Genomic DNA, 21636 nt, shown 5'->3' on the forward strand with positions numbered 1-21636 from the left:
CCGCCTGACCGGCATCAATAACCCGAGAGAAGAAGGTAAGCACTGTGCCTACTTACACGCCGAAGGCGGGTGACACCACGCGTTCGTGGTACGTCATCGACGCCCAAGACGTGGTGCTCGGCCGTCTCGCCGTCGAAGCAGCCAAGCTGCTCCGCGGCAAGCACAAGCCGACATTCACGCCCAACGTCGACGGTGGCGACTTCGTCATCGTCATCAATGCCGAGAAGATCGCCGTCAGCGGCGACAAGCTCACCAACAAGTTCGCTTACAGCCACTCGGGTTACCCCGGCGGCCTGCGCAAGCGCTCCATCGGTGAACTGCTGGAGAAGCACCCCACCCGGGTCGTGGAGAACGCGATCATCGGGATGCTGCCGCACACCAAGCTGAGCCGCCAGGTTCAGAAGAAGCTGAAGGTGTACGCCGGCCCGGATCATCCGCACGCCGCGCAGCAGCCGATTCCGTTCGAGATCAAGCAGGTGGCGCAATGACCGAACAGACTGGGACCGAACTGAACGAGATCGAAGCCGAGGTGGCCGAGGTCGTCGAGACCCCCGAGGGTGAGGTCACCTTCGAGGAGACCGTCGTCGAGGAAGCCGCTCCGCGTGAGCCGGTCTACATCGACCGCCCGATCCAGACCGTCGGCCGCCGCAAGGAAGCCGTCGTCCGGGTCCGCCTGGTGCCCGGCACCGGCAAGTTCCACCTGGACGGCCGTTCGTTGGAGGCCTACTTCCCGAACAAGGTGCACCAGCAGCTGATCAAGGCTCCGCTGGTGACCGTGGACCGGGTGGACAGCTTCGACATCTACGCCCACCTCGATGGTGGCGGCCCGTCCGGGCAGGCCGGCGCGCTGCGCCTGGCCATCGCGCGTGCACTGATCCTGGTGCAGCCCGAGGACCGTCCGGCCCTGAAGAAGGCCGGCTTCCTGACCCGCGACCCGCGTGCCATCGAGCGCAAGAAGTACGGCCTCAAGAAGGCCCGTAAGGCTCCGCAGTACAGCAAGCGCTGATCTGCTCTGCTTTACACCGCCGGGTGTGGATTCCGATCCACACCCGGCGGTTTTCTTTTTTTCGTGACCTTGTTTGCTCGGGGCCGCGGGGCACCCGGGTGCCGATCGCGGGGTCGAGCAGCGCGAAGGGGGCACTCCGGCACTGTTCAGTGGGAAATCGGCGACGATACCGGGGCCGGTCGGCGGGGACCATGATCGGCGCGACGAGGCGTTGGCTCGTTCGGCGGGGTTCGCAGGAGATCGGGCCGGGCATGTTTGAGATCGCCCTCGACGGTGCAAACCCTGGGAGTGGAGCGGGGACGCCGTCGTGCGTCCGAGGCAGACCGAATCTGTCGCCGGAACGAGTCAGTCAGCTCGTGGGGGACCGGACCGCTTCACTGACTGAAAGGATGAATGTCTTGAAGACGAGCACTTTGACCCGCGTAACTGCCGGTGCCGCCATGGGCGGAGCATTTCTACTGTTCGGAGGCGCCGCGGCGGCCAACGCCGAGCCCGGCGACGGACGAGTAGACCTCGCGATCGGGACGGCAGGCGTGCTGACCGGCGTGCCTATCGAGACTGCTTCGAAGATCGCCGCCGGTGTCTGCGATGCCGACCAGTCGACCATCGCATCCACCGCCGAGAGCGTGGACGCCAGCGGCGCCCAGCAGAGCGTCTGCACCAGCCCCGAGATCGGCGCCGTCGACTTCCGGCAGAACACCACCGGCGCCGAGGCCGGCACCTCCGGCGTGATCGATGCGCCGGGTACCGCGGAGGGCACCTCGTACTCCGAGGAGCCCACCGAGCAGCCGGCGCCTGACGTGACCGGCGATGAGGAGACCGCCGTCGAGGACGGTGAGACTCCTGTCACCACCACGACCGTTCCCGTACCGAGCCCGGTCGGCTGATCTGGTCCGCTAGCACCACCACCGCCCGCGCCCACCTGGGGTGCGGGCGGTGCCTCGTTCCGGGCGGACCCGGATACCGATTCGGTACCTACTCGGGCGTACGAGTTGCCGGTTGGCTCTTTGGGTGCTTTCTGTGAGAAATTTATGGGCATGGCTCGACTGTTCGGCACCGACGGCGTGCGCGGAGTCGCCAATCGCGATCTGACCGCAGAGTTGGCGGTGGCCCTCGGTTCGGCCGCCGCCCGACGGTTGACGTCGGCCGGGACCGCCCGGCGCCGGATCGCCGTGGTGGGACGCGACCCGCGGGCCAGCGGCGAGATGCTGGAGGCGGCGGTCATCGCCGGAATCACCAGCGAGGGCATCGACGCACTGCGGGTCGGTGTGCTGCCCACCCCCGCGGTGGCCTATCTGACCAATGCGTATGACGCCGACTTCGGCGTGATGATCTCCGCATCGCACAATCCGATGCCTGACAACGGCATCAAGATCTTCGGCCCCGGCGGGCACAAGCTGGATGACGCCACCGAGGACCGCATCGAGGAACTCCTGAACTCCGGGCCGGGGACACGCCCGGTGGGCGCCGGCATCGGGCGCGTGGTCGACGCCGAGGACGCTCTGGACCGGTATCTGCGCCACGCCGCCAAGGCCGTCACCGCCCGGCTGGACGGCATCAAGGTCGTGGTGGACTGCGCGAACGGCGCAGCCTCGGTGGCCGCGCCGCTGGCCTACCGCGCGGCCGGCGCCGAGGTGATCACGCTGCACGCCGACCCGGACGGTCTCAACATCAACGACCGCTGCGGATCCACCCACATGGAGGTCCTGCAGGAGGCCGTGTTGGCGCACGGTGCCGACCTCGGGCTGGCCCACGACGGCGACGCCGACCGATGCCTGGCCGTCGACGCCACCGGTGCCCTCATCGACGGCGACGCCATCATGGTGATGATGGCGCTGGCCATGCAGGAGGCCGGTGAACTGGCTTCCAACACCCTGGTCGCCACCGTGATGAGCAACCTCGGCCTGCACCTGGCGATGCGCGCAGCCGGGATCGAGGTGCGCACCACCGCCGTCGGCGACCGCTATGTGCTCGAAGAACTGCGGGCCGGGGAATTCTCGCTGGGCGGTGAGCAGTCCGGCCACATCGTGCTGCCGAGCTTCGGCACCACCGGCGACGGGATCGTGACCGGCCTGCGGGTGATGTCGCGAATGGCCCAGACCGGGGTATCGCTGGCCGCGCTGTGTGAGCCGATGCACACCCTGCCCCAGGTGTTGATCAATGTGGCGGTTGCCGACAAGGCCACCGTCGCAGAAGCCGTTTCGGTGCGTGCGGCGGTCGCCGAGGCCGAGGCCGAGCTCGGGGACACCGGCCGGATTCTGTTGCGGCCGTCGGGAACCGAGCAGGTGGTACGGGTGATGGTGGAGGCTGCCGACGAGGTCACCGCGCGCCAGCTCGCGGCCCGGGTGGCCGAATCGGTCAGCCGGCAGGGCTAGTTTCACCCGACAGGGAACCGATCGCAGCGCTGCTGCGTCCAATTCGGGTATGGGATTCATCGACGCTGCCCGGGTGGATGTCGCCGCCGTCCTCGACGCCGCGCACCGCTACGACACCGCGGCCGGGATGCTGGACGGTGCGGTGCAACGATGCGTGACCGCGCTGGTCTTCGGGGGCGCGCGGGCCGGCCGCGAGTACAACGCCGAGGGTGAGGACGTGCGACGGGCCGTCGACCGGGCCGTCGTGGCCCTGCGCGAGTGGTCCCGCAGCTGCCGGGACGTGGCCGCCCAGCTGAGGGTGTCGGCGGCCGAGTATGAACAGGTCGACGACCGCGCCGCGCGCCGGATCGGGTGAGGCGATGAACGAGCTCGCGCCGGGTTTGCCTGCCGTGCAGGTGATGTCCGAGTATGTCCGGGCCGTTCGCCTGCTCGGACACCCCGCCCCGGAGCCCACCCGCCTGCACACCGCATACACCGCGGAGGACGGGATGGACCTGGCGGCGCTGGACGCCGACGCCCGCGCGCTGTCGGCGGCGGCCGCGACCGCCGAGGAGACACTGCTGCTGCAGGAGCACGCGCGACGAACATTGGACGGGACCTGGCGGGGTGCCGGGGCGCAGGCGGCCGCCGACCGGCTGCACCGGCACGCCGACTCTGCCGGTGCGCTGGTCGAGGGTCTCCGCGGGACTGCGGTGGCGCTCGGCGATCTGGGAAACCGGTTGCGGCAGTTGATCGATGCCAAGGTCGACACCACGCTGGAGGTCGAAGCACGCGGCGCGAGGGCCCAGTGGCTGGGTGCCGCCCGCACCGTGACGACCGGTGCCGGGGACCGTTCTGCCGCCAGCGAGTTGGTGGATATGCAGGTGGCGCCGTTCGTCGCGAACGACATCGGCATCGACTGGGTGTCGTCGATGCGGGACACCGAGGCCGCGATCCGGCAGGCCTACCGCGATGCGGCCACCGCGGCCGGCAGCGCTGCAGCGGTATTCGAGCGGTCGGGCTCATTTTTGAGCGTTGGTACCGGATCTCCGGCAGCTGAGCAGGTGTGGGCTCGCACCGGTCCGGCGGCGGTGACCGTTCCGGCGGGCTATGCGCCGGCACCGCAGGCACCGGAGTCCTTGGCGGCACCCGCATCTGCCCCTGTCGCGCCGGCCGCGTCGGTGATGCCGTCCTCCGCACCGCCCGCGGCCGGGCCGGCGCCGCTGGATCCGGCAGCCACAGTGCCCCCGGCCACCCCGATGCCGAACGGTCTCGGCGGCGGGGCATCCCCGCTGGGATCCGGCATGACGGGGTTGTCCGGACTGGGACAGTCCTTGACCGACATGCTCGGCGGTCTGCTCGGGTCCGGGGGAGATGCACTGGGTGAGAACCTAGCCGGGACTCACGATCTCGACCTTGGACCAGACGATGATCCGGAGGACCGCGAGATCGAGGACCCCGCCGAGGGTGAGGTGCCCGACGGCGAGGTGCCCGAAGACGAGGTGCCAAAAGGCGACGACTCTGAAGAGGATGACTCTGAAGAGACTGAAGGCGAGGCCGAGGCCGGTGACCCGGAGGAGCCCGACGACGCGGCACCCGGCGAACCGGCCGCGGCCGGTGAACCCGCCTCACCCTCCGAACCCGTTGCCCCGCAACCGGAGCCGCCGGTGCCGACACCCGTGCCCGACCCACCGGTCGATCCGGTCATCCCTGCCGAACCGGCACCGCCGGAGACCCCGTGCCAGATCGCGGCCGACGATCTGCCGCAGGCCGGGCCCTGAGAGGTGCCCGTCAGGGGCTCATCCGGCTGGCGACCAGTTCCCAGCCGTCGACCGGATTGCCGCGAATGACGAAGTATCCGGTGTTCTGCATCGGCGCGGTGAGGAACGTGCCGGGGTCCACACCGCGCACGTTCATGGCCACCCACATCATGGTGGCGGCCCCGTGCGAGTAGGCGACCGCGTTGCTGTCCCCGCTGTCGTAGATGGCCTGGACGGCCTCGTCGTAGCGGGCATCGAACTCGTTGCCGTCGATGGACCCGGGGATGCGTGCGGCGCGGTCACCGCTCAGCCACCGCAGCGGCGCGGCGGCGTAGGTGGTGGCGGCGTCGGCCTCCGGCAGGCCCTCGTAGTCCCCGGCCTCGATTTCGCGGAGCCCGGGCAGCACCACGATCGGTTCCCGCAGCGCGGCGGCCATCGGTTGGGCGGTCTGCTGGGTGCGGATCATGGTCGACGCGTAGACACCGTCGTAGCTGTTGCCCTTGCCGCGCAGTGCGGCGGTGCTGGCCTCGGCTTCCCGGCGGCCGAGGTCGGTGAGTGCGGGGCCCGGGGTGGAGCTGTCGATCAGACCCGAGGCGTTGCCGGCGGACTGCGCGTGCCGCACCAGGGTCAGGGTGATGTCGCGGAGCTCGGCCGCCGCGATCGGCGCCGACACCAGCGCCAGCGCGACGGTCAGCAGCAGGGCCGCGGTCGCCCGCCCGATTGCGGTAATGGCCGGCACAGCGCCTCCCAGAAGTGAGCACGAAAAAGGTCGCCGTCAAACGTATCTGACGGCGACCATTTCTCGGTCTCGATCCCTAGCGGATCAGCGGGTGCCGGTGCGTGCGGCACCCGAGCCGCTGCGGCGCGGACGTCCACGCCCACCGGCCTGGCCGCCGCCGGAGTGGCCGCCCTGGGCGTGTCCGCCACCGGAATGGCCGGACCCGCCCGAACTGCGCTGCGGCCGGCGGCGGCGTCCGGGCTGCTGCGAGGTACGCGCCGGCTGGTCGGCCGGGGTCTCCTGCACCAGGCCCCCGCTGAACGAGCGCTCGCCGGGGGCGATCTCCTGCAGCACCGGGTGCGATGTGCCGGCGAACTTGGTGATGGTCGGCTTCACGCCGGCCTTGCGGGTCAGCACCCGCACGTCGGCGACCTGATCGTCGAGCATCAGGGTCACCACCGTGCCGTCGTTGCCGGCGCGGGCGGTACGCCCGGACCGGTGCAGGTAGGCCTTGTGCTCGACCGGCGGATCGGCGTGTACCACCAGGTTGACGTCATCGACGTGGATGCCGCGCGCAGCGATGTCGGTGGCCACCAGCACCGCGGCCGACCCGTCGGAGAACGCACCGAGGTTACGCGTGCGGGCGTTCTGGGAGAGGTTGCCGTGCAGTTCGACTGCCGGGACGCCACGCGAGTTCAGCTTGCGGGCAAGGCCTTTGGCGCCGTACTTGGTGCGCGCGAACACGATGGTGCGACCGGGGGAGGCGGCCAGATCGGCCAGCACCTCGAAGCGGGCCGAGCCGTCCACGTGCAGGACGTGGTGCACCATGGCCGAGACCGGGGACTGCTCGGAGTCCACGCTGTGCACGATCGGGTTGTGCAGGTAGCGGTCGACCAGGACGTCGATGCCGTTGTCCAGGGTGGCCGAGAACAGCAGCCGCTGGCAGTTGCGCGGGGTGCGGTCCAGCAGGCGCTTCACCGGCGGCAGGAAGCCCAGGTCGGCCATGTGGTCGGCCTCGTCGAGCACGGTGACCTCCACCGCGGACAGGTCGGCATGACCGGACTTGACGTGATCTTCCAGCCGGCCGGGGCAGGCGATGACGATGTCGACGCCGTCGCGCAGCTTCTGGATCTGGGGTCCGGCGCTGACGCCGCCGAAGATGGTGGCCGAACGCAGGTTGGTGGCCTTGGCCAGCGGTGCGAGCGAGGCGTCGATCTGGGTGGCCAGCTCCCGGGTCGGGGCCAGGATCAGCGCGCGGGGCTTGCCGGAACGCCGCGGGGCGGCAGACGCTGCCAGGCGAGTGACGACGGGCAGCAGGAACGCGTAGGTCTTGCCGGACCCGGTGCGGCCGCGGCCGAGCACGTCACGGCCGGCCAGCGAATCGGGCAGCGTCGCGGACTGGATGGGGAAGGGGGACTCGATGCCACTGGCGGCGAGCGTGGTGACAACGGCCTCGGGCAAGCCGAGGTCGGCAAAGGTAGACAAGTAAATGCTCCAGAAATAGAAACGGTCGTCCTGCCCGGCGCGGATGGTCCCGCGGCGCTCGGTGTGACGATCAGCAGAGCTCAAGAATGGCCCTGGCGAAGCGGCAAAAGGCAGAACAGACGATGCCGCTGTTACACAGGGTACCTAATGATGCCGCCGGGCCCCAATCAGTGAGGTGAGCGTCACCCGCAACCGCCCTCGGCGGGGCTACAGGTCGCCGGTCAGCGACACCAATTCCTCGGTGAACCGAATGGCCTCGGCATCGTCGGTGGCCAGTGGGTGCACCAGCATGGTGGTCACGCCGGCCTCCTTGTAGGCCGCCAGTCGCTCCTGGACGAAGCCACGCGGACCGACCAGTGACACCTGCCGGACCAACTCGTCGGGCACCGCGGCGATGGCTTCGGATTTCTTGCCGGACAGGAACAGGTCCTGGATGTGATCGGCCACCTCGCCGAATCCGTACCGGGTGGCGAGGTTGTGGTAGAAGTTCTTGCCGCGTGCGCCCATGCCGCCGATGTAGAGCGCCAATTGGGGTTTGGCCCAGGCCAACCTGTCATCGAGATCCTCGCCGATGGCAAGGCTGGCGCTGACCATGATGTCCAGCGGTCCCAGGGCCGGGTCGCGCTTGGCGTAGCCCGCGCGCAGCGCATCGCCCCACACCTCGTCGGCCTTCTCCGGGTAGAAGAACACCGGCTGCCAGCCCTGTGCGATCTCGGCGGTCAGCTCGACGTTCTTCGGTCCCAGCGCAGCGATGGTGATCGGGATGTCCTCCCGCACTGGATGATTGATGAGGCGCAGCGGTTTGCCGAGGCCGGTGCCGCGGTCGGCGGGCAGCGGGATCTGGTAGTGCTTGCCCTCGTAGTTCACCTTCTCGCGGCGCCACACCTGGCGGCAGATGTCCACCACCTCGCGGGTGCGGCCCAGCGGGGCGTCGAACGGCACCCCGTGGAAGCCCTCCATGACCTGCGGGCCGGAGGTGCCGATACCGAGCCGGAAGCGACCGTCGGAGACGTAGTCCAGCCCGGCCGCCGTCATCGCCAGCAGGGTGGGGGTGCGCACGTAGATCGGCACCACACCGGATCCGAGCTCGATGGTCGACGTCTTGGCGGCCAGGTATCCGAGTTGGCTGATGGCGTCATAGGAGTACGCCTCGGCGACCAACGCGATATCGGCGCCGACCTTCTCCAGTTCGACGACCTGCTCGACCGCCTGTTTGAACCCGCCCGCGTAGCTCATGAAGATGCCTGTCCGCATTCGTCAGTTATACACCAACCAGTTGGTTGAGCAAGGCGGTGAGCGTCCGCACGTGTCGGGGTGTTTTCCGTTTTCGCGCCCGACAATGGCGTAAACCGATCCGACAATATCGCTCGCACAGTTATTCTCGTCGAATATCGCAGTATGCGGGGATCGGGTGGAATTTCGATGCGTAAATCGGTGGGGTTCGCACTGGCGGCGGTGCTGGCGGTGTCGTCTGTGCTGTGCATCTCCGCGGCCCGGGTGGCGGTCGCCGAGGTCGGGGCCGGCTGGTTCCCGGTCGGCGCAGTGATCGCCGGCAAGAGTCCGGATCAATTGGGCGACTGGACTGTTCGCTACGAACGCCTGGGTGGTCCGGATCCGGCCATCGTGGATTCGATCAATGCGGTGATCGACGCGGAGGCGCGCGGCCAGGTCGCCACCTACGAACCGAGCGCCACCAAGACTCAGCCCTGGACGCTCGATGTGAACGGCACCCTGTCATTCCGGGAAATCACGGTATCGGCGCTTTTCGTCGGTGAATACGACACCGATATGCCGAATATGCCGATTCACACCGTGGGTACCCGGGTATTCGACAAACGCAGCGGAATTCTGATCAGCTGGGACAATCTGTTCGTCGACAAATCGGCGGGGCTGGCCCGGATCTCGGAGCTCACCAAGGCCATCCTGCCGACCGTCTACGCACCGCCCCGCCGGCCCGGGGTGTGGCAATTCGGCAGTGAGATCGCCCCGGTCGACGCCAACTTCCGGTTCTGGATCCCCACCGCCGGCGGTATCGAACTGCACTTCCCGGACGGGCAGTTCGGCCGCGGGGCGGCGGTGATCACGGTGCCGTGGGCCGGGGTCGCCGATCTGATCGCACCGGTGTTCGGGCCGATCACCGGGTAGCCGTCGCCCCCTTGGGCTGGGCGACCCGCGGGGTGTAGCAGCCGTGGAAGCTCAGCGGCAGGTGGTGGCGCAGCTGCCCGATGTAGACGGGGCCGGCCTCGATCCTGCGGGCGTCGAAGATGTAGAGGCCGGCGGTGTTGTTGATCCCGTCCAGCACCGGTTCGATCAGCCAGCCGTCGTCCTCCTCGGTCGCGCCGGGCCGGGCGGCGAAGATCACCTCGTGCGGCAGGTGCCCGTCGGGGAACTGGAACAGGGTGTCCTTGCCGGTCTCGTTGTCGATCTTGGCCAGTGCATTGGGGAACAGGCTTCCCCCGGTGGCCGCCGACAGGTAGAAGTACCGGTTCGGCCGGGCCATCTGGTTGATGTTGATCATCGGGAATTCGCCGGGCACGTCGGAGAACTCGTCGATCGTCACCTTCCCGGACCCGGAAACCCTCACCCGGGTGGGCAATCCACCGTAGGGCATGGTCGAGGTCTCCATCAGCGTCTCGACACCGGCCAACTGGCCGTTGAGTTGCTCCCAGGTGGCGTGGTAGTTCAGGACGTCGACCACGACGTCGCCGTTCTCGTCGTCGTAGGCGTTGGCGAAGTGCAGATGCAGCATCGGATCGGTGTGGAAGATCCGGGTTTTGCCGCCGTCCCGCGGCACCAGCGCGATCGTGGTGCCGACCGACGCTTTGTAGTCGATGGCGTCGATGTAGTTGCGCAGGCCGAACGCCGCGCCGAAGAACTTGTGCAAGGGGAACACCAACGGCGGGATGACGAAGACCAGGTACCGCTTGGTCAGGCCCATGTCGTGGTTGAACATCGGTCCGGGCAATTTGACCTGACCGAGCCTGCTCAACTTGCCCTGACGGTCCACCCGGTAGCAGATCAACTTCGGGACCGGTGCCATCGCCAGCCCGAAGTTGAACATCTCGCCGGTGTCGCGGTCCCACTTGGGATGCGCCGAGAACGCGCCCAGCCATTTGAGTTCACCGTCGTAGTCGTACTCACCCTTGGTGCGCAGCGTGTCGGGATCGAGTTCGGTGGGCCGCCCACCCTCCCACAGCGCCAATAGCTTTCCGGCGTTCATGATGACCGAGGTGTTGGCCACGTTGGCGGGGAAGCGCAACGCATTGGCCAGCAGGCCACCGTCGCGCATGGTGCCCAGCGCGCGGAACGGCGCGCCCTCGGAGATGATCGAGCGCTGGTAGTGCTTGGTCTGGACGAACCGGTTGCGAAAGCGCACCACGCCGTCGGACATGGAGTACATCGACAGCATGCCGTCGCCGTCGAAGATGTGCCCGAGCGGGGTGCCGCCGGCCTCCATCTTTCCCGGGCCGTTGCGGTATACGGTCCCGCGTAGCTCGGCGGGCAACTCGCCGGTGACATCGTCGATCGTGTAGTCGTGCTCGTCGTAGAGCGGGGAATACACCTGGAACGGATTGTTGTCGATGGTGGTCATGGCGGGTTTCCTTCTCGTCAGGTTCAGTGGGCCGTGCGGACGCGTAGGGTGCAGCCCAGGCCGGGCAGGTGCGGGTCGAACTCCAGCGGCATGGGTCCGCCGGCGTGAAAGACTTTCTCGCAGGCTGCCTTACAGCCCATCCGGCAGGACGCGTCCTGGGCGGTGTCCGGGCTGACGCAGGTGTGCATCGCGCATTCCGGGATCTCGTAGACCAGGGTGCCGTCCGGCTCGGTACCGGTGCGGTGGATGGGCCCGACCAGGAAGGTCGACACGCTGACCCCGAGGTCCAGCACGGTCGGGTACAGAGCCTTGGGGATCCACGGGACGACATTGAAGACCGGCAGCAGCAACCGCAGCCAGCCCCGCAGCCGGCCGGCGACGGCGTCGGACACCAGTTCCTCGACCGCGGGCCAGGGCAGGATCCGCAGCAGTTCGGTGCTGGTCCACTCCAATTCGCGGACGAACTGCCGGTATTGACGCTGCCAGGAACGCCGCGGACTCTCGAACAGGCCACGGCGCCGACGGCGTTCGCTCACCAGTGCGGCCCAGTTCTTTTCGACCGCGTCGCGATCGTCGGTGACAACCCGCAGCAGCGGCAGGAACACCGTCTCGGGTAGGTCGCCGACCCGCTTGAGCATGGAGTGCATCAGCCATTCGTCGCGCAGCGCGGTGAGCGGGCCGATCTCGGTGCTGAGAGTGGTTGTCATGGGCGCTTCTTTCTGTTACCACTGCCCGCCCTGGAGAATGGGCTCAGACTCCGGGGGAAGTTGCGGTCCGCCATACGGCAGTTCGATGGTGTGCTCGGTGATCGGGGTGGGGTCGGCGCGCCGGAGCGGATCGAGGCCCGGCGGGGGCAGCGCGGTGTCGTCGCCCGCCGGTCGCGGCGCGTTACGGGCGCCGCGGACCAACAGGTTGGGATCCGGGTTCTGGCAGTAGGTGTAGAGATACGGTTCCGGGTAGTTCGGGATGAACGGCACATCGCGCGGATGCGGGTAGTCGCACACCGGTCGGGGATAGATGTCGGCGATCGCCCAGATCGCACCGTCGTGCATCAGCGACCGGATGCCGTTGAGCAGCGGCTGACGGTCTTCGCTGAACATCCTGTCCAGAGCCGGAACCCGGACATAGGACAACTGCGACACCGTGGTCAGGTCGCCGAGCAACTGCACCATGGTGGGGGAGTTGTCCGCGATCACGGTGTCCACGGTCTGCAGCAGATGCGGGGTGCGGTCGAGCAACGTCCGGATCCCGGCGTCCTTGGCGCCGATACCGCCGAGTGTGACGGCCAGATTGTCCGAGGTGGCCTGCAGCCCCGCCGAGGATTCGTCGAGCAACCGGAAGACGCTGCGGCTGCTGCGCAGCAATGTCGTGGTCTGCGGCAGCACCCCGTCCAGGGTGTTGAGCAACAGTTGGGCGCCGTTGAACAGGTCGCGCAGCTTCTCCGGTCCCTGATCGCTGACGCCGAGTTCGTCGATGACGGAACTGATCTGGGCTGGATCGGCCTGGGCCAGCACGCCGTCGACGTTGGTCAGCAGGCGCCATAGTGGGATCGGGGTCTCGGTGTGGTCGCGGTCGATCACCGTGTCGTCGGCCAGGAACGGGCCGCTGGTGTGTTGCGGGGCGAAATCCAGGTACTGCTCCCCGGCCGGGGAGAGCCCGGAGACCCGGACGGTGGTGTCCTGGAGCGGGATGCGGGCGTCACCGTCGATCACCGCGGTGGCGAGCACCCCGTCGCCGGTGACCTCCACGGACTGCACCCGGCCGACCGGGATACCCCGCACGGTGACGTCCTGTCCGGCCAGCAATCCACCGGACTCGGCCAGGTCCACCCCGACGGTGATCTGGCTGTCGAACGGGTTGATCCGTAGCGATCCGAACGCCAGATAGGAGGCGCCGACGACGACCAGCAGGCACTGGCCGACCACCGAGAGCAGGAGCCGACGCGACGTCGCGGTCTCCACCGCGCGAATGGCGAATGCCGACAGGGGATTCAGCACGCTTCGGATGCTCATTGTGGCGGCCCCCAGATCCGGCCCCGGTCCGGGCCCCACACCCGGTCGCCGAGCTGGGTCAGCACGAACCGGATGGAACCGACCATGTTGTCCCAGTTGGCCTGCTTGGGGCCGGTGAACCCCGGGTCGGCGTAGTGGTTCATGTCGCCGATGTGCCCGAGCGCGACCTGCTGCAGCTCGACATCGGCCCCGGCGGCGTTGCTGCTGAAGAACTTCATCGCCGCGGGCAGGAAGCGCAGGAAGTTCGCCATGGTCACCCGCGGGTCGGTGGACACCTCGTTGAAGGCCGCCGACAGGGCGTTCAGATCGCGGATCCAGCTGCGGGTGTCGGTGCCCTGGATCGCCGGGAACTTCTGCAGCGCGGTGGTCACCCGGCCGATCTCGTCGGCCAGGTCCGCCATTGCGGAGGTGTTGTTCGCGATGGTCATCAGCGCCGGCGCCGAGGCGTCCAGCAGATCGTTGATGGTGTCCCGGCGCGCGTTGAGATCGTCGGCCAGGTCGGCGGTCTGGGTGAGCATGGTGCGGATCTCGTCGGAGCGCTCGGCCATCGTGGACACCAGCGCCCGGGATTCGCGGATCAGGCTGGACAGGCCCTCACCCTCCTTGCCGAGCGCCCCGCCGACCCCGTTGAGTACCCGGGTCAGGTTCCGGACGACGCCGCCGTTGACGATCATCGACGTGGTGGCCAGGACCTGCTCGATCGTGGCGGCCGCCGCGGTGTCCTGCTGCGGGATCCGGTCTCCGTCGGCGAGCACACCGCCGGCGGCACCGGCAGGGGGAGTGAGGGAGACGAACACATCGCCCAGCGGTGTCGCCGAACGCAACTCGGCGGTGGTGCCCTCGGGCAGCCGGATGCCGTCCAGGATGCGCAGCGCTACGACGGCGGTGTAGTCGACCGCCGTCATACCGACCACCTCGCCGACATCGGCGCCGCCAACCCGGACCTTCGCGCGGTCCGGCAGGTTGAGTGCATTGGTGAACTCGGCGTCGAGTCGATAGGTGGGCCCGCTCAACCCGGGCGCGGGCAGCGGTAGTTGTTCGACGCCTGCCGAGCAGCCCACTGCCGCAACCGCTACCAGGGCGCCGACGGCGGCGCGCACACCGACCGTCATTGCTCACCCAGTTTCGTCATGGCGTCCAGCACGCTGGTCACCCCGAAGTCGGGTCCCAGATCACGGATGGATCCGGTGCGGCAACCCAGTTGGCGCAGGCCGAGGATGTTGCAAACTTCCTTGGTCATCGAGCTGTCGAAGAAGACGTTGTCGAAATGGGCGCCGACGCGCAGCATCCCGTTCTGCATGTCGATCGCGGCGGAGGCGTTGTCGATGGCCAGCGGCGCCACGTCGAAGACCTCGGCGAGTTCCCGGCGGTAGTCGACCAGCGCCCGGGTCAGCCTGCCGCTGCTGGCGAGACTGTTCTTGAGGGTGTCCCCGTGGTCGCTGAGCAGGGTATTGAGTTTGTCGAGCAGGCTGTTGACCCGGGTGCCGGTGGCGCCCCGCCCGACACCCTCGGCGGCCATCAGATCGGTGAGTTGCCTGACATAGGAGCCGAATTCGCGGACCTGCGTCTCGTTGCGGGCCGCGCCGTCGGTCAGCGTGCTGAGGTTGGTCAGGATGGTCTCGAGGTTCTGCTTGGTGGCGGCACCGCCGTCGGCCCCGGTGCGCAACGCATCCGAGAGGCCGGCCAGGGCGGCCTTGATCTCGGGCCCGCTGGTGGAGGTGATCCCGGAGGTGGCCGACATCAGGTCGGCCAGCGGGCCGGCGCCCTCGCCGTCGCCGCCCATGGCGCCGCCCAGTTTGTCCACCATCGCCAGGACCCGGTCGAATTCGATGGGGGTCCTGGTGGATTGCGCGTCGAGGACGGCCCCGTCGGCCAATACCTGCCCACCGGAGTAGGCGGGGGTGAGTTCGACGTGGCGGTCGGTGAGGATGGAGGTGCCGACGGTGACGGCGGTGACATCGGCGGGAATGTCGACACCCGGGTCGATCTCGATGTCGACGTCGACGTGCGCACCCCGATTCTCGATCGCGGTCACCCTGCCGACCGGCATGCCGAGTACCGATACGTCGTTGCCGACATACAGGCCGATGGCATTGTCGAACTGGGCGGTGAAGCGCAGTGGTTCGGCCGGGGTGGGGCGGAATACGTAGGCGCCCGCGACGACCAGCGCCACCGCGGTGAGCAGTGCCGCAATCAGAACGGTCCGTCGGGTCATTTGCAGTCCTTGAAGTACTGGTAGCGCTCCGGCCACTTCCACTGCTCGGCGCGGCCACTGATGGCGCACATCCAGGAATCCACCATCAGCCCGCCCGGCAGCATGAAGTCCAGGAACGGACCGGATCCGGTGGCGTTGGCGGCGTTGCGCATCGCCACCGGCATGATCTGGAACAGGTTGCGCAGCAGCGCGTCATGGTCACCGAGCATGGCGGTGACCTGCTGTAGATCGGTCAGCAGCGCCTCGATCTGGGTGTAGTCGGAGCCGATGATCTCGTCGGCGGTGGTGATGAGTGTGGTGGCCGCCCGCAGCAGGCGTTCGACACCGGCACGGCGGCGGACGATCTCGCCGGTGAGTTCACCGCCCGCGATGATGAGTTCGGCCAGATCGTCGCGCTGCCCACCCAGGATCTCGGCGACCGTGGCGGTGTTGCGCAGCAGATCCGCGATCTGATCACGCCGGTCGGAGATGATGGCCGACAGGCTCTGGACATTGGACAGCGCGTCCGGCAGCACCGCGGGCACCCCGGTGAGCTGCTGGGACAGCGTCTGCATCGAGGTGGCGAACTGCTCGGCGTCCACGTCCTCGAACGTCGTGGTCGAATCGGTCAGCAGCTTCTGCAGGTCGTAGGGGACGGAGGTGTGCGACAACGGGATTCGGTCGCCGGGCAGGGTGCGCTCGCCGCGGGGGCGTAGCTCGACATACCGCGACCCGAGCACCGTGGTCAGTTTGATCGCGGCCTTGGTCTCGGTGCCCAGCCGCACACCGTTGTCCAACTCCATGGTGACGATGACGCGGTTGACCGCGAGCTTGGTGGCGCTGACCAGGCCGACCGGGACACCGGCGATGCTGACCTGATCACCCGGGCGCAGGCTGGCGGCCTGCAGGAACTCGGCGGTGTAGGTCCGTTTCCCGATGTGCAGCGCGTTGAGCCCGGTGGTCGCCGCGATCACGGCGACCAGCACGATGAGCGCGACGGTGCCGATCACGGCCCGGTTGCGGTCTTCGAGAGCTTTTGATCGACCGAATGTCACTCGACTCACCTGCACTTCGCCGAATACTTGCGCTGACCACCCGGGGTGGCGGCGTTGACGATCGTCGGGACGATCGGTCTGAGGAAGTTGAACAGCGTGAAGTTGAAGTCACACGCCGTCGCGCTCATCGCGGTGGAGTCCCCGGTGATGCGCGACAGCCCCTTGAGCACGGCGGGCAGATTCGAACCGAGCGTGGCCCACCCATCGCGGTTGGCCACCATGGAGGCCAACATCCCGGGCTCCCGGGCGAGCAGTTCGTGCAGGTCGGGTTGGGCCGCGCTGGTGATCGCCGACAGGCGGGACACCACCGCCGCGATCGACCCGGTCGACTGCACCAACTGGTCACGGCGGGCGTTGAGCCCGGTGACCACCGACCGCATCTGGGTCAGGGTGGTCTGCAGGTCGGTGCCGCGCGAGGCCAGATTCGCGGTGACGGCGTTGAGGCTGTCGATCACCCGGCCGAGGACCTGGTCGGGGCCCGCCATCGACTGCGCGAGCTCGGAGGTCTGCGACACCAGCATCACCACGGAGTCCGAATCACCCTGCAGCGCATTGATCAACGCGTTCGACAGGTTGCCGCGGTTCGTCGGATCGAGCAGGGTGAACATCGGTTCGAAACCGTTGAGCAGGGCGGTGACATCGAAGGAGGGCTCGGTGCGCTCCACCGGGATCACCGCGCCGTCGGAGAGCCGTTCGGGCCGGCCGAAGTCCGCCAGGGTCAGCCCGATGTAGCGCTGGCCGATGATGTTCTGGTAGACGACCGCGGCCTTGGTGTTGCCGTACAGCGGCTGGTCGCGCTGCACCCGGAAACGCACGGTGGCCAACGGTTCCGCGTTCGGACCGGACTCGTCGAGGCTGACCTCGTCGACGCGGCCCACCCGGACACCGGCCACCCGGACGTCGGAGCCCGCACGCAGTCCGGTGACATCGGTGAACTGTGCGGTGTAGGTGAAGGTGTCACCGTGTACGTCTCGGCGCAGCGTCACCAGGATCATCCAGGTCAGGGTCAGGCATACCGTCAGGAAGGCGATGAGCCAGATCAGCTTCCGTGAGCGCGAACGTGTGGTCATGGCGTTCCCGGGGGCTGCTCGCCGTGCTGGTGCGGGCCGGGAACGAACTCGGCCGGTGCGGGCGGCACCTGCAGGGTGTTCTGCAGCACCGCCTCGGCCGGGTTGGCCGGTGCGGGCAGGGTGATCCCGGGTGGCGGGACGTAGGCACGCGGATCGGGCAGGCCGCGGGTGTCCACGACCGGGATGCCCTCGGGCGCGGTATCGCAACTCGGTCCGCGCAGTTCCCGGTATCTCGGGCAGTCCGCGCGGTTGTACAGCCGCAGCGGCGCCAGCGAGACGACGAGTTTGAACTTGAACGTCAGCTTCTGCCCGGTGCGCGTCCACATCTCGGCGAAGAATCCGTTGACGACGTCGTTCAACCCGACGGCGATGGCCGGGAACATGGCGCCGCGCTCGGCCAGGACCCCGATCACCGGCGTCAGATGGGTGGTGATGTCCACCATCTGGTCCGCGCGGTTGTCCATCGCGCTGCCCACGGTGCCCGCGGTGTGGCGCGCTCCGGTCAGCAGATCGCTCAGCGCCGAGTGCTGTTCGGCGACGGTGTGCATCGGTGTGACCGCGGCCTGCAGTGAGTCCAGCAGGTCGGGCGCGGTGGCCCCGAGTGCGTCGATCGCCGAGTTCCAGGTCTGCAGCGTCGACTCCCCGGTGCCGTCGGTGCGCAACTCGTTCATCTCGGTGACGATCCGATTGAGACCCTGTGCCGCCGAGGTCAGTTCGGGACCCCTACCGGCGGTCGCGTCGGCGATCGTGCGCAGCACGCCCAGGGTGTGATCGGTGCCGGGCCGCCCCACCGCGGCGACGAGTTCGCGGACCTTGGCCAACGTGGTCTGGAACAGCTGGGTGGGCAACGCGGTGTCGGCGGTGATGACGTCACCGGCCCGCAACGGCGGCCCGTCCCCGTTCTCGACCAGCTGCACGGTGGACACCGCGAAGGCGTTGCCGGGCACGATGCGGGCGGTCACGGTGTTGGGGATGGCGGTGACGTGACCGGGCTGCAGGTCGATGGTGACCACGTTGTCCCCGCCGCCCAGCGCCGGGCTGACCGATCGGACCGCGCCGACCAGAACGCCGCGGTACTTGACGTCCGATTTCGGTGGCAGGCCGTCACCGACGCTGGGCAGCGTCGCGATGATCGGCACCCGACGATCCAGTGCGCCGGTCGATTTCGCGAACATCAGCGATCCGACCAGCGCACACACCAGCAGGAAGGCCAGGCAGGTGAGCGTCAGGGCGCGTTCGGAGGGACCGCGGCCGTCCATTTCGAACCGGTTGGGCATCAGCCGCCGAGCCTCCCGCCGGAGTCGACACCCCAGAACGCCATGGTGAGCATCATGTTGGTGACGACCATCAAGGTGATGCTCAGCCGCATCGCCCGGCCGGCCGCGATGCCGACACCCTGGGGGCCGCCGGCGGCGTAGAAGCCGTAGTAGCACTGCACCGTCGACATGATCGCCACGAACACAGCCACTTTGATCACCGCGAAGACCATGTCCCGCCCGGACAGCATCAGCGTGAAGTAGTGCAGATAGGTTCCCGATGCCTGGCCGCTGGCCAGGAAGACGACCAACTGGCAGACCAGGAAGTTCAGGGCCAGACAGACCACGAACAGCGGGATGACCGCCATTGCCGATGCCAGTACCCGGGTGGTGACCAGATAGGGGATCGGCCGGATGGCCACCGCGTCCAGCGCGTCGATCTCCTCGGAGATCCGCATGGCGCCCAGTTGTGCGGTGAACCGGCAGCCGGCCTGGATCGCAAAGGCCAAGGCCGCCATCATCGGTGCCAGTTCGCGCACCGTGGCCAGCGCGGTGAGCAGTCCGGTGGCCGGCCCCAGGCCGAGCAGGTTCAGCGCGTTGTAACCCTCGATGGCCACCACGGCTCCGGCGGCGGCGCCCACCACGAGCACCACACCGGCCGTCCCGCCACCCACCACGATCGACCCGTTGCCCCAGGTGACGTCGGAGGACAGTCGCAGGAACTCGCGCGGGTACCTCTTCAGCACGATCGGGATGCCGGCCAGCGTGCGGAAGAAGAACGCCACGATATGGCCGTTGCGGGCCATCTGGTATCCGGTCGCCTGCGCGGCGCCGACCAGTGGGCGGGTGCCGAGGGGGTAGTGGATGGCGGCCATGTCAGAAGCTCGTCTTGGGGACCAGGATCAAATACATCTGGCTGATCAGGGTGTTGGTCAGCAGGAGCAGCAGAATGGATTGCACGACAGCGGCATTCACCGAGTTGGCGACGCCGGCGGGCCCGCCGGTGGCGTCGAGTCCCTTGTAGCAGGCGATGACGGCGACGATCACCCCGAAGACCACGGCCTTGATCAAGGTGATGACCAGATCGTCGACGGTGGCGAACGAGGAGAAGGTGGTGGTGTAGCTGCCCGGCGTCCCGCCCTGCAGCATGACGGTGAAGGCGTAGCCCGCCAGAAAGCCGATGAAGCAGGTGAATCCGGTCAGCGCCACCGAGACGATGACGGCGGCGGCCAGCCGGGGGACCACCAGGCGCCGGATCACCGAGATGCCCATCACCTCCATCGCGTCCGTCTCTTCCCGGATCGTGCGGGCGCCGAGGTCGGCGCTCATCGCCGAGCCGACGGCGGCGGCCATCAGGATCGCGGCGACCAGGGGTGCCCCCTGCTTGATCACGGCCAGCCCGTTGGCTGCGCCGGCCAGTGCGGTGGCGCCGAGTTGTCCTGCCAGCAGGCTGAATTGGACGGCGAGGGTCACGCTGATCGGGATGGCGATGAACAGCGTCGGCACCACCGCGGTACGGGCCATGAAGACGGCCTGGTCGACGAACTCCCAGAACGGGAACCGGCCCCGCACCATATCGCCGAACAGGTACTGGAACGTGCGGACCGCGAGGACACATTGCCCGCCGACGGTGCGCAGCGATGCCAGCGGGTGCCGGTGCAGGTACCCCCGCCACCACCGCACGACCCGGTCGGTCGCGTCGTGGGTGTCCGCCGGACCGGACGTGGGCACGGTCAGTTCGCCTGGAAGGTCAGGTGCAGTCGTTTGAGTCCGCGCAGCATGAAGCTGGGCTCGTATTCGAGATCGTTGTCTTGGGCGAGTTCGACGGAGCTGAACCGGCGGGCGATGTCCTCCAACGCGATTCGGGCCTGCAGGCGCGCCAGCGCGGCGCCCAGGCAGGAATGGATACCCTGGCCGAACGCCAGATGGGTCTTGGCGTTCGGGCGTTGCGGGTTGAACTTCTCGCCGTCCTCGAAGTGCGCTTCGTCGCGGTTGGCGGAGCCGAAGACCAGCACCACCAGCGAGCCTGCCGGGATGGTGTAGCCGCCGAGCTCGGCCTCGGCCTTGGTGATCCGGAACATCGACTGCACCGGGGTGAGGAAGCGCAGTGACTCCTCGACGAGCAGCTCGGAGCGCGGGCCGGGGTCCTCCTGCAGCCAGGTCCACCACGTCGGGTCGGCCGCCAGCTGGTGCAGGGTGCCGGTCATCAGCTTGCGGGAGGTCTCGTTTCCGGCGATCAGGATCTGCTGGATGATGCTCAGCGCGGCCCCGGTGGTCAGCGGTTCGTCGTCATTGGCGTTCGACGCCTGGACGAGCCCGGTGAGCAGGTCGTCCTGCGGGGCGGTGCGGCGGTCCTCGAGCTCGGCGGCGAAGTACCGCTGGTATTCGAGCAGGCTGCGGGCCTGCTCGAGGGCACCGGCGTCATCGATCTCGGCGCCGATGGTCAACGCGAACTGATCGGACCAGCGCCGGAAGTCGTCGATGCGAGCGTCGGGGACGTTGAGGGCCTGCGCGATGACCCGCAACGGGAGCGGCGCGGCGAACTGTTCGACGAACTCCACCGGTTCGCCGACCGGCAGCGCGTCGAGCAGCTGGGTGACGATCGAGCGGATGGTGGGTTCACGCTGCGCGACGAACTTCGGGGTGAACGCGCGGGCCACCATCCGGCGGTAGTAGTGGTGATCGGGCGGGTCGGCGGTCAGCAGGGTGGGGATCATGTCCCAGCCCTGTGCCTTGAGCGATTCGACCTCGGCGGCGACCGACGCCGGCGGGGGCATCTGGGGCAGCCCGAACGCGGAGGAGAACACCTCGTGATCGCTGAGCGCCTGCGCCACCAGGTCCCGGGCGGTGACGAACCACATGCCCCGCTCCGCCACGAAGTGCACCGGCGCTTCCTTGCGCAGCGCCTGGTACCAGGGGTGCGGCACCTGCATCGTCTGTGGGTCCAGCGGGTCGAACGACCCGATCGGGCACTTGGCGGGCGGGCTGGCGATCTCGGTCAAGGCCGTCTCCAGGTTCGGTAGGTCTGAGGTGTTCGCATCGGGTCGTCGGGGCACACTTGACTAATTGGTGGACCAATATAATAGTGATGTGGGTCATAATCAAGCGTGGCCAACCAGCTTGGGAAGCGAGGG

Annotated in this window: 21 protein-coding genes; 7 read left to right on the forward strand and 14 right to left on the reverse strand. The window is 68.2% G+C overall.

The genetic code is table 11. The features are described from left to right. Positions 1-44 precede the first annotated feature (44 nt). From rplM to K0O62_RS06705, 6 genes are all read left to right on the forward strand, one after another. Positions 45-488 carry a 50S ribosomal protein L13 gene (rplM, locus tag K0O62_RS06680; protein ID WP_073856408.1) on the forward strand — a complete coding sequence of 148 codons (444 nt, stop codon included), beginning with the start codon at positions 45-47 and terminating at the stop codon, positions 486-488. Positions 489-529: 41 nt separating this feature from the next. Then, complete coding sequence (gene rpsI / locus K0O62_RS06685; protein WP_073856553.1) at positions 530-1006, forward strand: 30S ribosomal protein S9; 477 nt, start codon at positions 530-532, stop codon at positions 1004-1006. Between the two features lie 440 nt (positions 1007-1446). Continuing rightward, positions 1447-1893: a hypothetical protein gene (locus K0O62_RS06690; RefSeq protein ID WP_097933697.1), complete on the forward strand. Its 447-nt coding sequence runs from the start codon at positions 1447-1449 to the stop codon at positions 1891-1893. Between the two features lie 150 nt (positions 1894-2043). Beyond that, positions 2044-3381, forward strand: coding sequence for a phosphoglucosamine mutase (glmM, locus tag K0O62_RS06695; protein ID WP_073856555.1), 1338 nt, complete (start codon positions 2044-2046; stop codon positions 3379-3381). A gap of 49 nt (positions 3382-3430) precedes the next feature. Next, a complete protein-coding gene (locus K0O62_RS06700) occupies positions 3431-3736 on the forward strand; it encodes a type VII secretion target (protein WP_073856409.1) in 306 nt (101 codons plus the stop codon). Positions 3737-3740: 4 nt separating this feature from the next. Further along, the gene (locus K0O62_RS06705) at positions 3741-5141 is read left to right on the forward strand and encodes a hypothetical protein (RefSeq protein WP_073856410.1); all 1401 of its coding nucleotides are present in this window, start codon (positions 3741-3743) and stop codon (positions 5139-5141) included. A 10-nt stretch (positions 5142-5151) separates the two neighbouring features. On the opposite strand, the gene K0O62_RS06710 is transcribed toward K0O62_RS06705, so the two are convergent. The 3 genes from K0O62_RS06710 to K0O62_RS06720 all read right to left on the reverse strand — a co-directional run bounded on the left by K0O62_RS06710 (position 5152) and on the right by K0O62_RS06720 (position 8577). Further along, positions 5152-5850 (reverse strand): histidine phosphatase family protein, encoded by a 699-nt coding sequence (locus K0O62_RS06710; protein ID WP_073856556.1) that lies wholly within the window; start codon positions 5848-5850, stop codon positions 5152-5154. 93 nt (positions 5851-5943) lie between these two features. Beyond that, on the reverse strand, positions 5944-7323 hold the full coding sequence (locus K0O62_RS06715; RefSeq protein ID WP_073856557.1) for a DEAD/DEAH box helicase: 1380 nt from the start codon (positions 7321-7323) through the stop codon (positions 5944-5946). A 207-nt stretch (positions 7324-7530) separates the two neighbouring features. Further along, positions 7531-8577, reverse strand: a complete 1047-nt coding sequence (locus tag K0O62_RS06720) for an LLM class F420-dependent oxidoreductase (protein WP_073856411.1) — start codon at positions 8575-8577, stop codon at positions 7531-7533. A 168-nt stretch (positions 8578-8745) separates the two neighbouring features. On the opposite strand from K0O62_RS06720, the gene K0O62_RS06725 reads away from it, so the two are divergent. Then, entirely contained in the window at positions 8746-9468 is a 723-nt protein-coding gene (locus K0O62_RS06725) for a DUF3298 domain-containing protein (protein ID WP_234800087.1), read from the forward strand. Here the strand turns inward: K0O62_RS06725 and K0O62_RS06730 are convergent. Genes K0O62_RS06730 through K0O62_RS06780 form a run of 11 tightly spaced genes read right to left on the reverse strand, consistent with a single transcriptional unit; the run spans position 9458 to position 21504 of the window. Further along, entirely contained in the window at positions 9458-10915 is a 1458-nt protein-coding gene (locus tag K0O62_RS06730) for a carotenoid oxygenase family protein (RefSeq protein ID WP_073856412.1), read from the reverse strand. The genes K0O62_RS06725 and K0O62_RS06730 overlap by 11 nt on opposite strands. A gap of 23 nt (positions 10916-10938) precedes the next feature. Then, on the reverse strand, positions 10939-11622 hold the full coding sequence (locus K0O62_RS06735) for a hypothetical protein (RefSeq protein ID WP_073856413.1): 684 nt from the start codon (positions 11620-11622) through the stop codon (positions 10939-10941). A 15-nt stretch (positions 11623-11637) separates the two neighbouring features. Further along, positions 11638-12912: an MlaD family protein gene (locus K0O62_RS06740; RefSeq protein ID WP_073856559.1), complete on the reverse strand. Its 1275-nt coding sequence runs from the start codon at positions 12910-12912 to the stop codon at positions 11638-11640. Positions 12913-12923: 11 nt separating this feature from the next. Further along, positions 12924-14039, reverse strand: a complete 1116-nt coding sequence (locus K0O62_RS06745) for an MlaD family protein (RefSeq protein WP_073856414.1) — start codon at positions 14037-14039, stop codon at positions 12924-12926. Further along, the gene (locus K0O62_RS06750; RefSeq protein WP_073856415.1) at positions 14036-15142 is read right to left on the reverse strand and encodes an MCE family protein; all 1107 of its coding nucleotides are present in this window, start codon (positions 15140-15142) and stop codon (positions 14036-14038) included. Before K0O62_RS06750 ends, K0O62_RS06745 begins: the two co-directional genes overlap by 4 nt. Then, entirely contained in the window at positions 15139-16176 is a 1038-nt protein-coding gene (locus K0O62_RS06755; protein WP_165636978.1) for an MCE family protein, read from the reverse strand. Before K0O62_RS06755 ends, K0O62_RS06750 begins: the two co-directional genes overlap by 4 nt. 5 nt (positions 16177-16181) lie before the next feature. Continuing rightward, positions 16182-17246 (reverse strand): MCE family protein, encoded by a 1065-nt coding sequence (locus K0O62_RS06760; RefSeq protein WP_073856416.1) that lies wholly within the window; start codon positions 17244-17246, stop codon positions 16182-16184. Then, the gene (locus K0O62_RS06765; protein WP_073856417.1) at positions 17243-18523 is read right to left on the reverse strand and encodes an MlaD family protein; all 1281 of its coding nucleotides are present in this window, start codon (positions 18521-18523) and stop codon (positions 17243-17245) included. Before K0O62_RS06765 ends, K0O62_RS06760 begins: the two co-directional genes overlap by 4 nt. After that, on the reverse strand, positions 18523-19377 hold the full coding sequence (locus tag K0O62_RS06770) for an ABC transporter permease (protein ID WP_073856418.1): 855 nt from the start codon (positions 19375-19377) through the stop codon (positions 18523-18525). The genes K0O62_RS06765 and K0O62_RS06770 overlap by 1 nt, the downstream gene beginning before the upstream one ends. Before the next feature lies 1 nt (position 19378). Continuing rightward, a complete protein-coding gene (locus tag K0O62_RS06775; RefSeq protein ID WP_073856419.1) occupies positions 19379-20233 on the reverse strand; it encodes an MlaE family ABC transporter permease in 855 nt (284 codons plus the stop codon). A 2-nt stretch (positions 20234-20235) separates the two neighbouring features. Then, positions 20236-21504 (reverse strand): cytochrome P450, encoded by a 1269-nt coding sequence (locus tag K0O62_RS06780; RefSeq protein WP_073856420.1) that lies wholly within the window; start codon positions 21502-21504, stop codon positions 20236-20238. Positions 21505-21636: the final 132 nt, after the last annotated feature.

This window comes from Mycolicibacterium diernhoferi, assembly GCF_019456655.1.
GTDB lineage: Bacteria > Actinomycetota > Actinomycetes > Mycobacteriales > Mycobacteriaceae > Mycobacterium > Mycobacterium diernhoferi.

What these genes read in the sequence shown, in the direction of transcription:
- K0O62_RS06690 (WP_097933697.1), top strand. Translation starts at nt 1,447, where the DNA reads ATGGGCGGAGCATTTCTACTGTTCGGAGGCGCCGCGGCGGCCAACGCC.
- glmM (WP_073856555.1), top strand. Translation starts at nt 2,044, where the DNA reads ATGGCTCGACTGTTCGGCACCGACGGCGTGCGCGGAGTCGCCAATCGC.
- K0O62_RS06700 (WP_073856409.1), top strand. Translation starts at nt 3,431, where the DNA reads ATGGGATTCATCGACGCTGCCCGGGTGGATGTCGCCGCCGTCCTCGAC.
- K0O62_RS06705 (WP_073856410.1), top strand. Translation starts at nt 3,741, where the DNA reads ATGAACGAGCTCGCGCCGGGTTTGCCTGCCGTGCAGGTGATGTCCGAG.
- K0O62_RS06720 (WP_073856411.1), bottom strand. Translation starts at nt 8,577, where the DNA reads ATGCGGACAGGCATCTTCATGAGCTACGCGGGCGGGTTCAAACAGGCG.
- K0O62_RS06725 (WP_234800087.1), top strand. Translation starts at nt 8,746, where the DNA reads ATGCGTAAATCGGTGGGGTTCGCACTGGCGGCGGTGCTGGCGGTGTCG.
- K0O62_RS06730 (WP_073856412.1), bottom strand. Translation starts at nt 10,915, where the DNA reads ATGACCACCATCGACAACAATCCGTTCCAGGTGTATTCCCCGCTCTAC.
- K0O62_RS06735 (WP_073856413.1), bottom strand. Translation starts at nt 11,622, where the DNA reads ATGACAACCACTCTCAGCACCGAGATCGGCCCGCTCACCGCGCTGCGC.
- K0O62_RS06745 (WP_073856414.1), bottom strand. Translation starts at nt 14,039, where the DNA reads ATGACGGTCGGTGTGCGCGCCGCCGTCGGCGCCCTGGTAGCGGTTGCG.
- K0O62_RS06750 (WP_073856415.1), bottom strand. Translation starts at nt 15,142, where the DNA reads ATGACCCGACGGACCGTTCTGATTGCGGCACTGCTCACCGCGGTGGCG.
- K0O62_RS06760 (WP_073856416.1), bottom strand. Translation starts at nt 17,246, where the DNA reads ATGACCACACGTTCGCGCTCACGGAAGCTGATCTGGCTCATCGCCTTC.
- K0O62_RS06765 (WP_073856417.1), bottom strand. Translation starts at nt 18,523, where the DNA reads ATGCCCAACCGGTTCGAAATGGACGGCCGCGGTCCCTCCGAACGCGCC.
- K0O62_RS06770 (WP_073856418.1), bottom strand. Translation starts at nt 19,377, where the DNA reads ATGGCCGCCATCCACTACCCCCTCGGCACCCGCCCACTGGTCGGCGCC.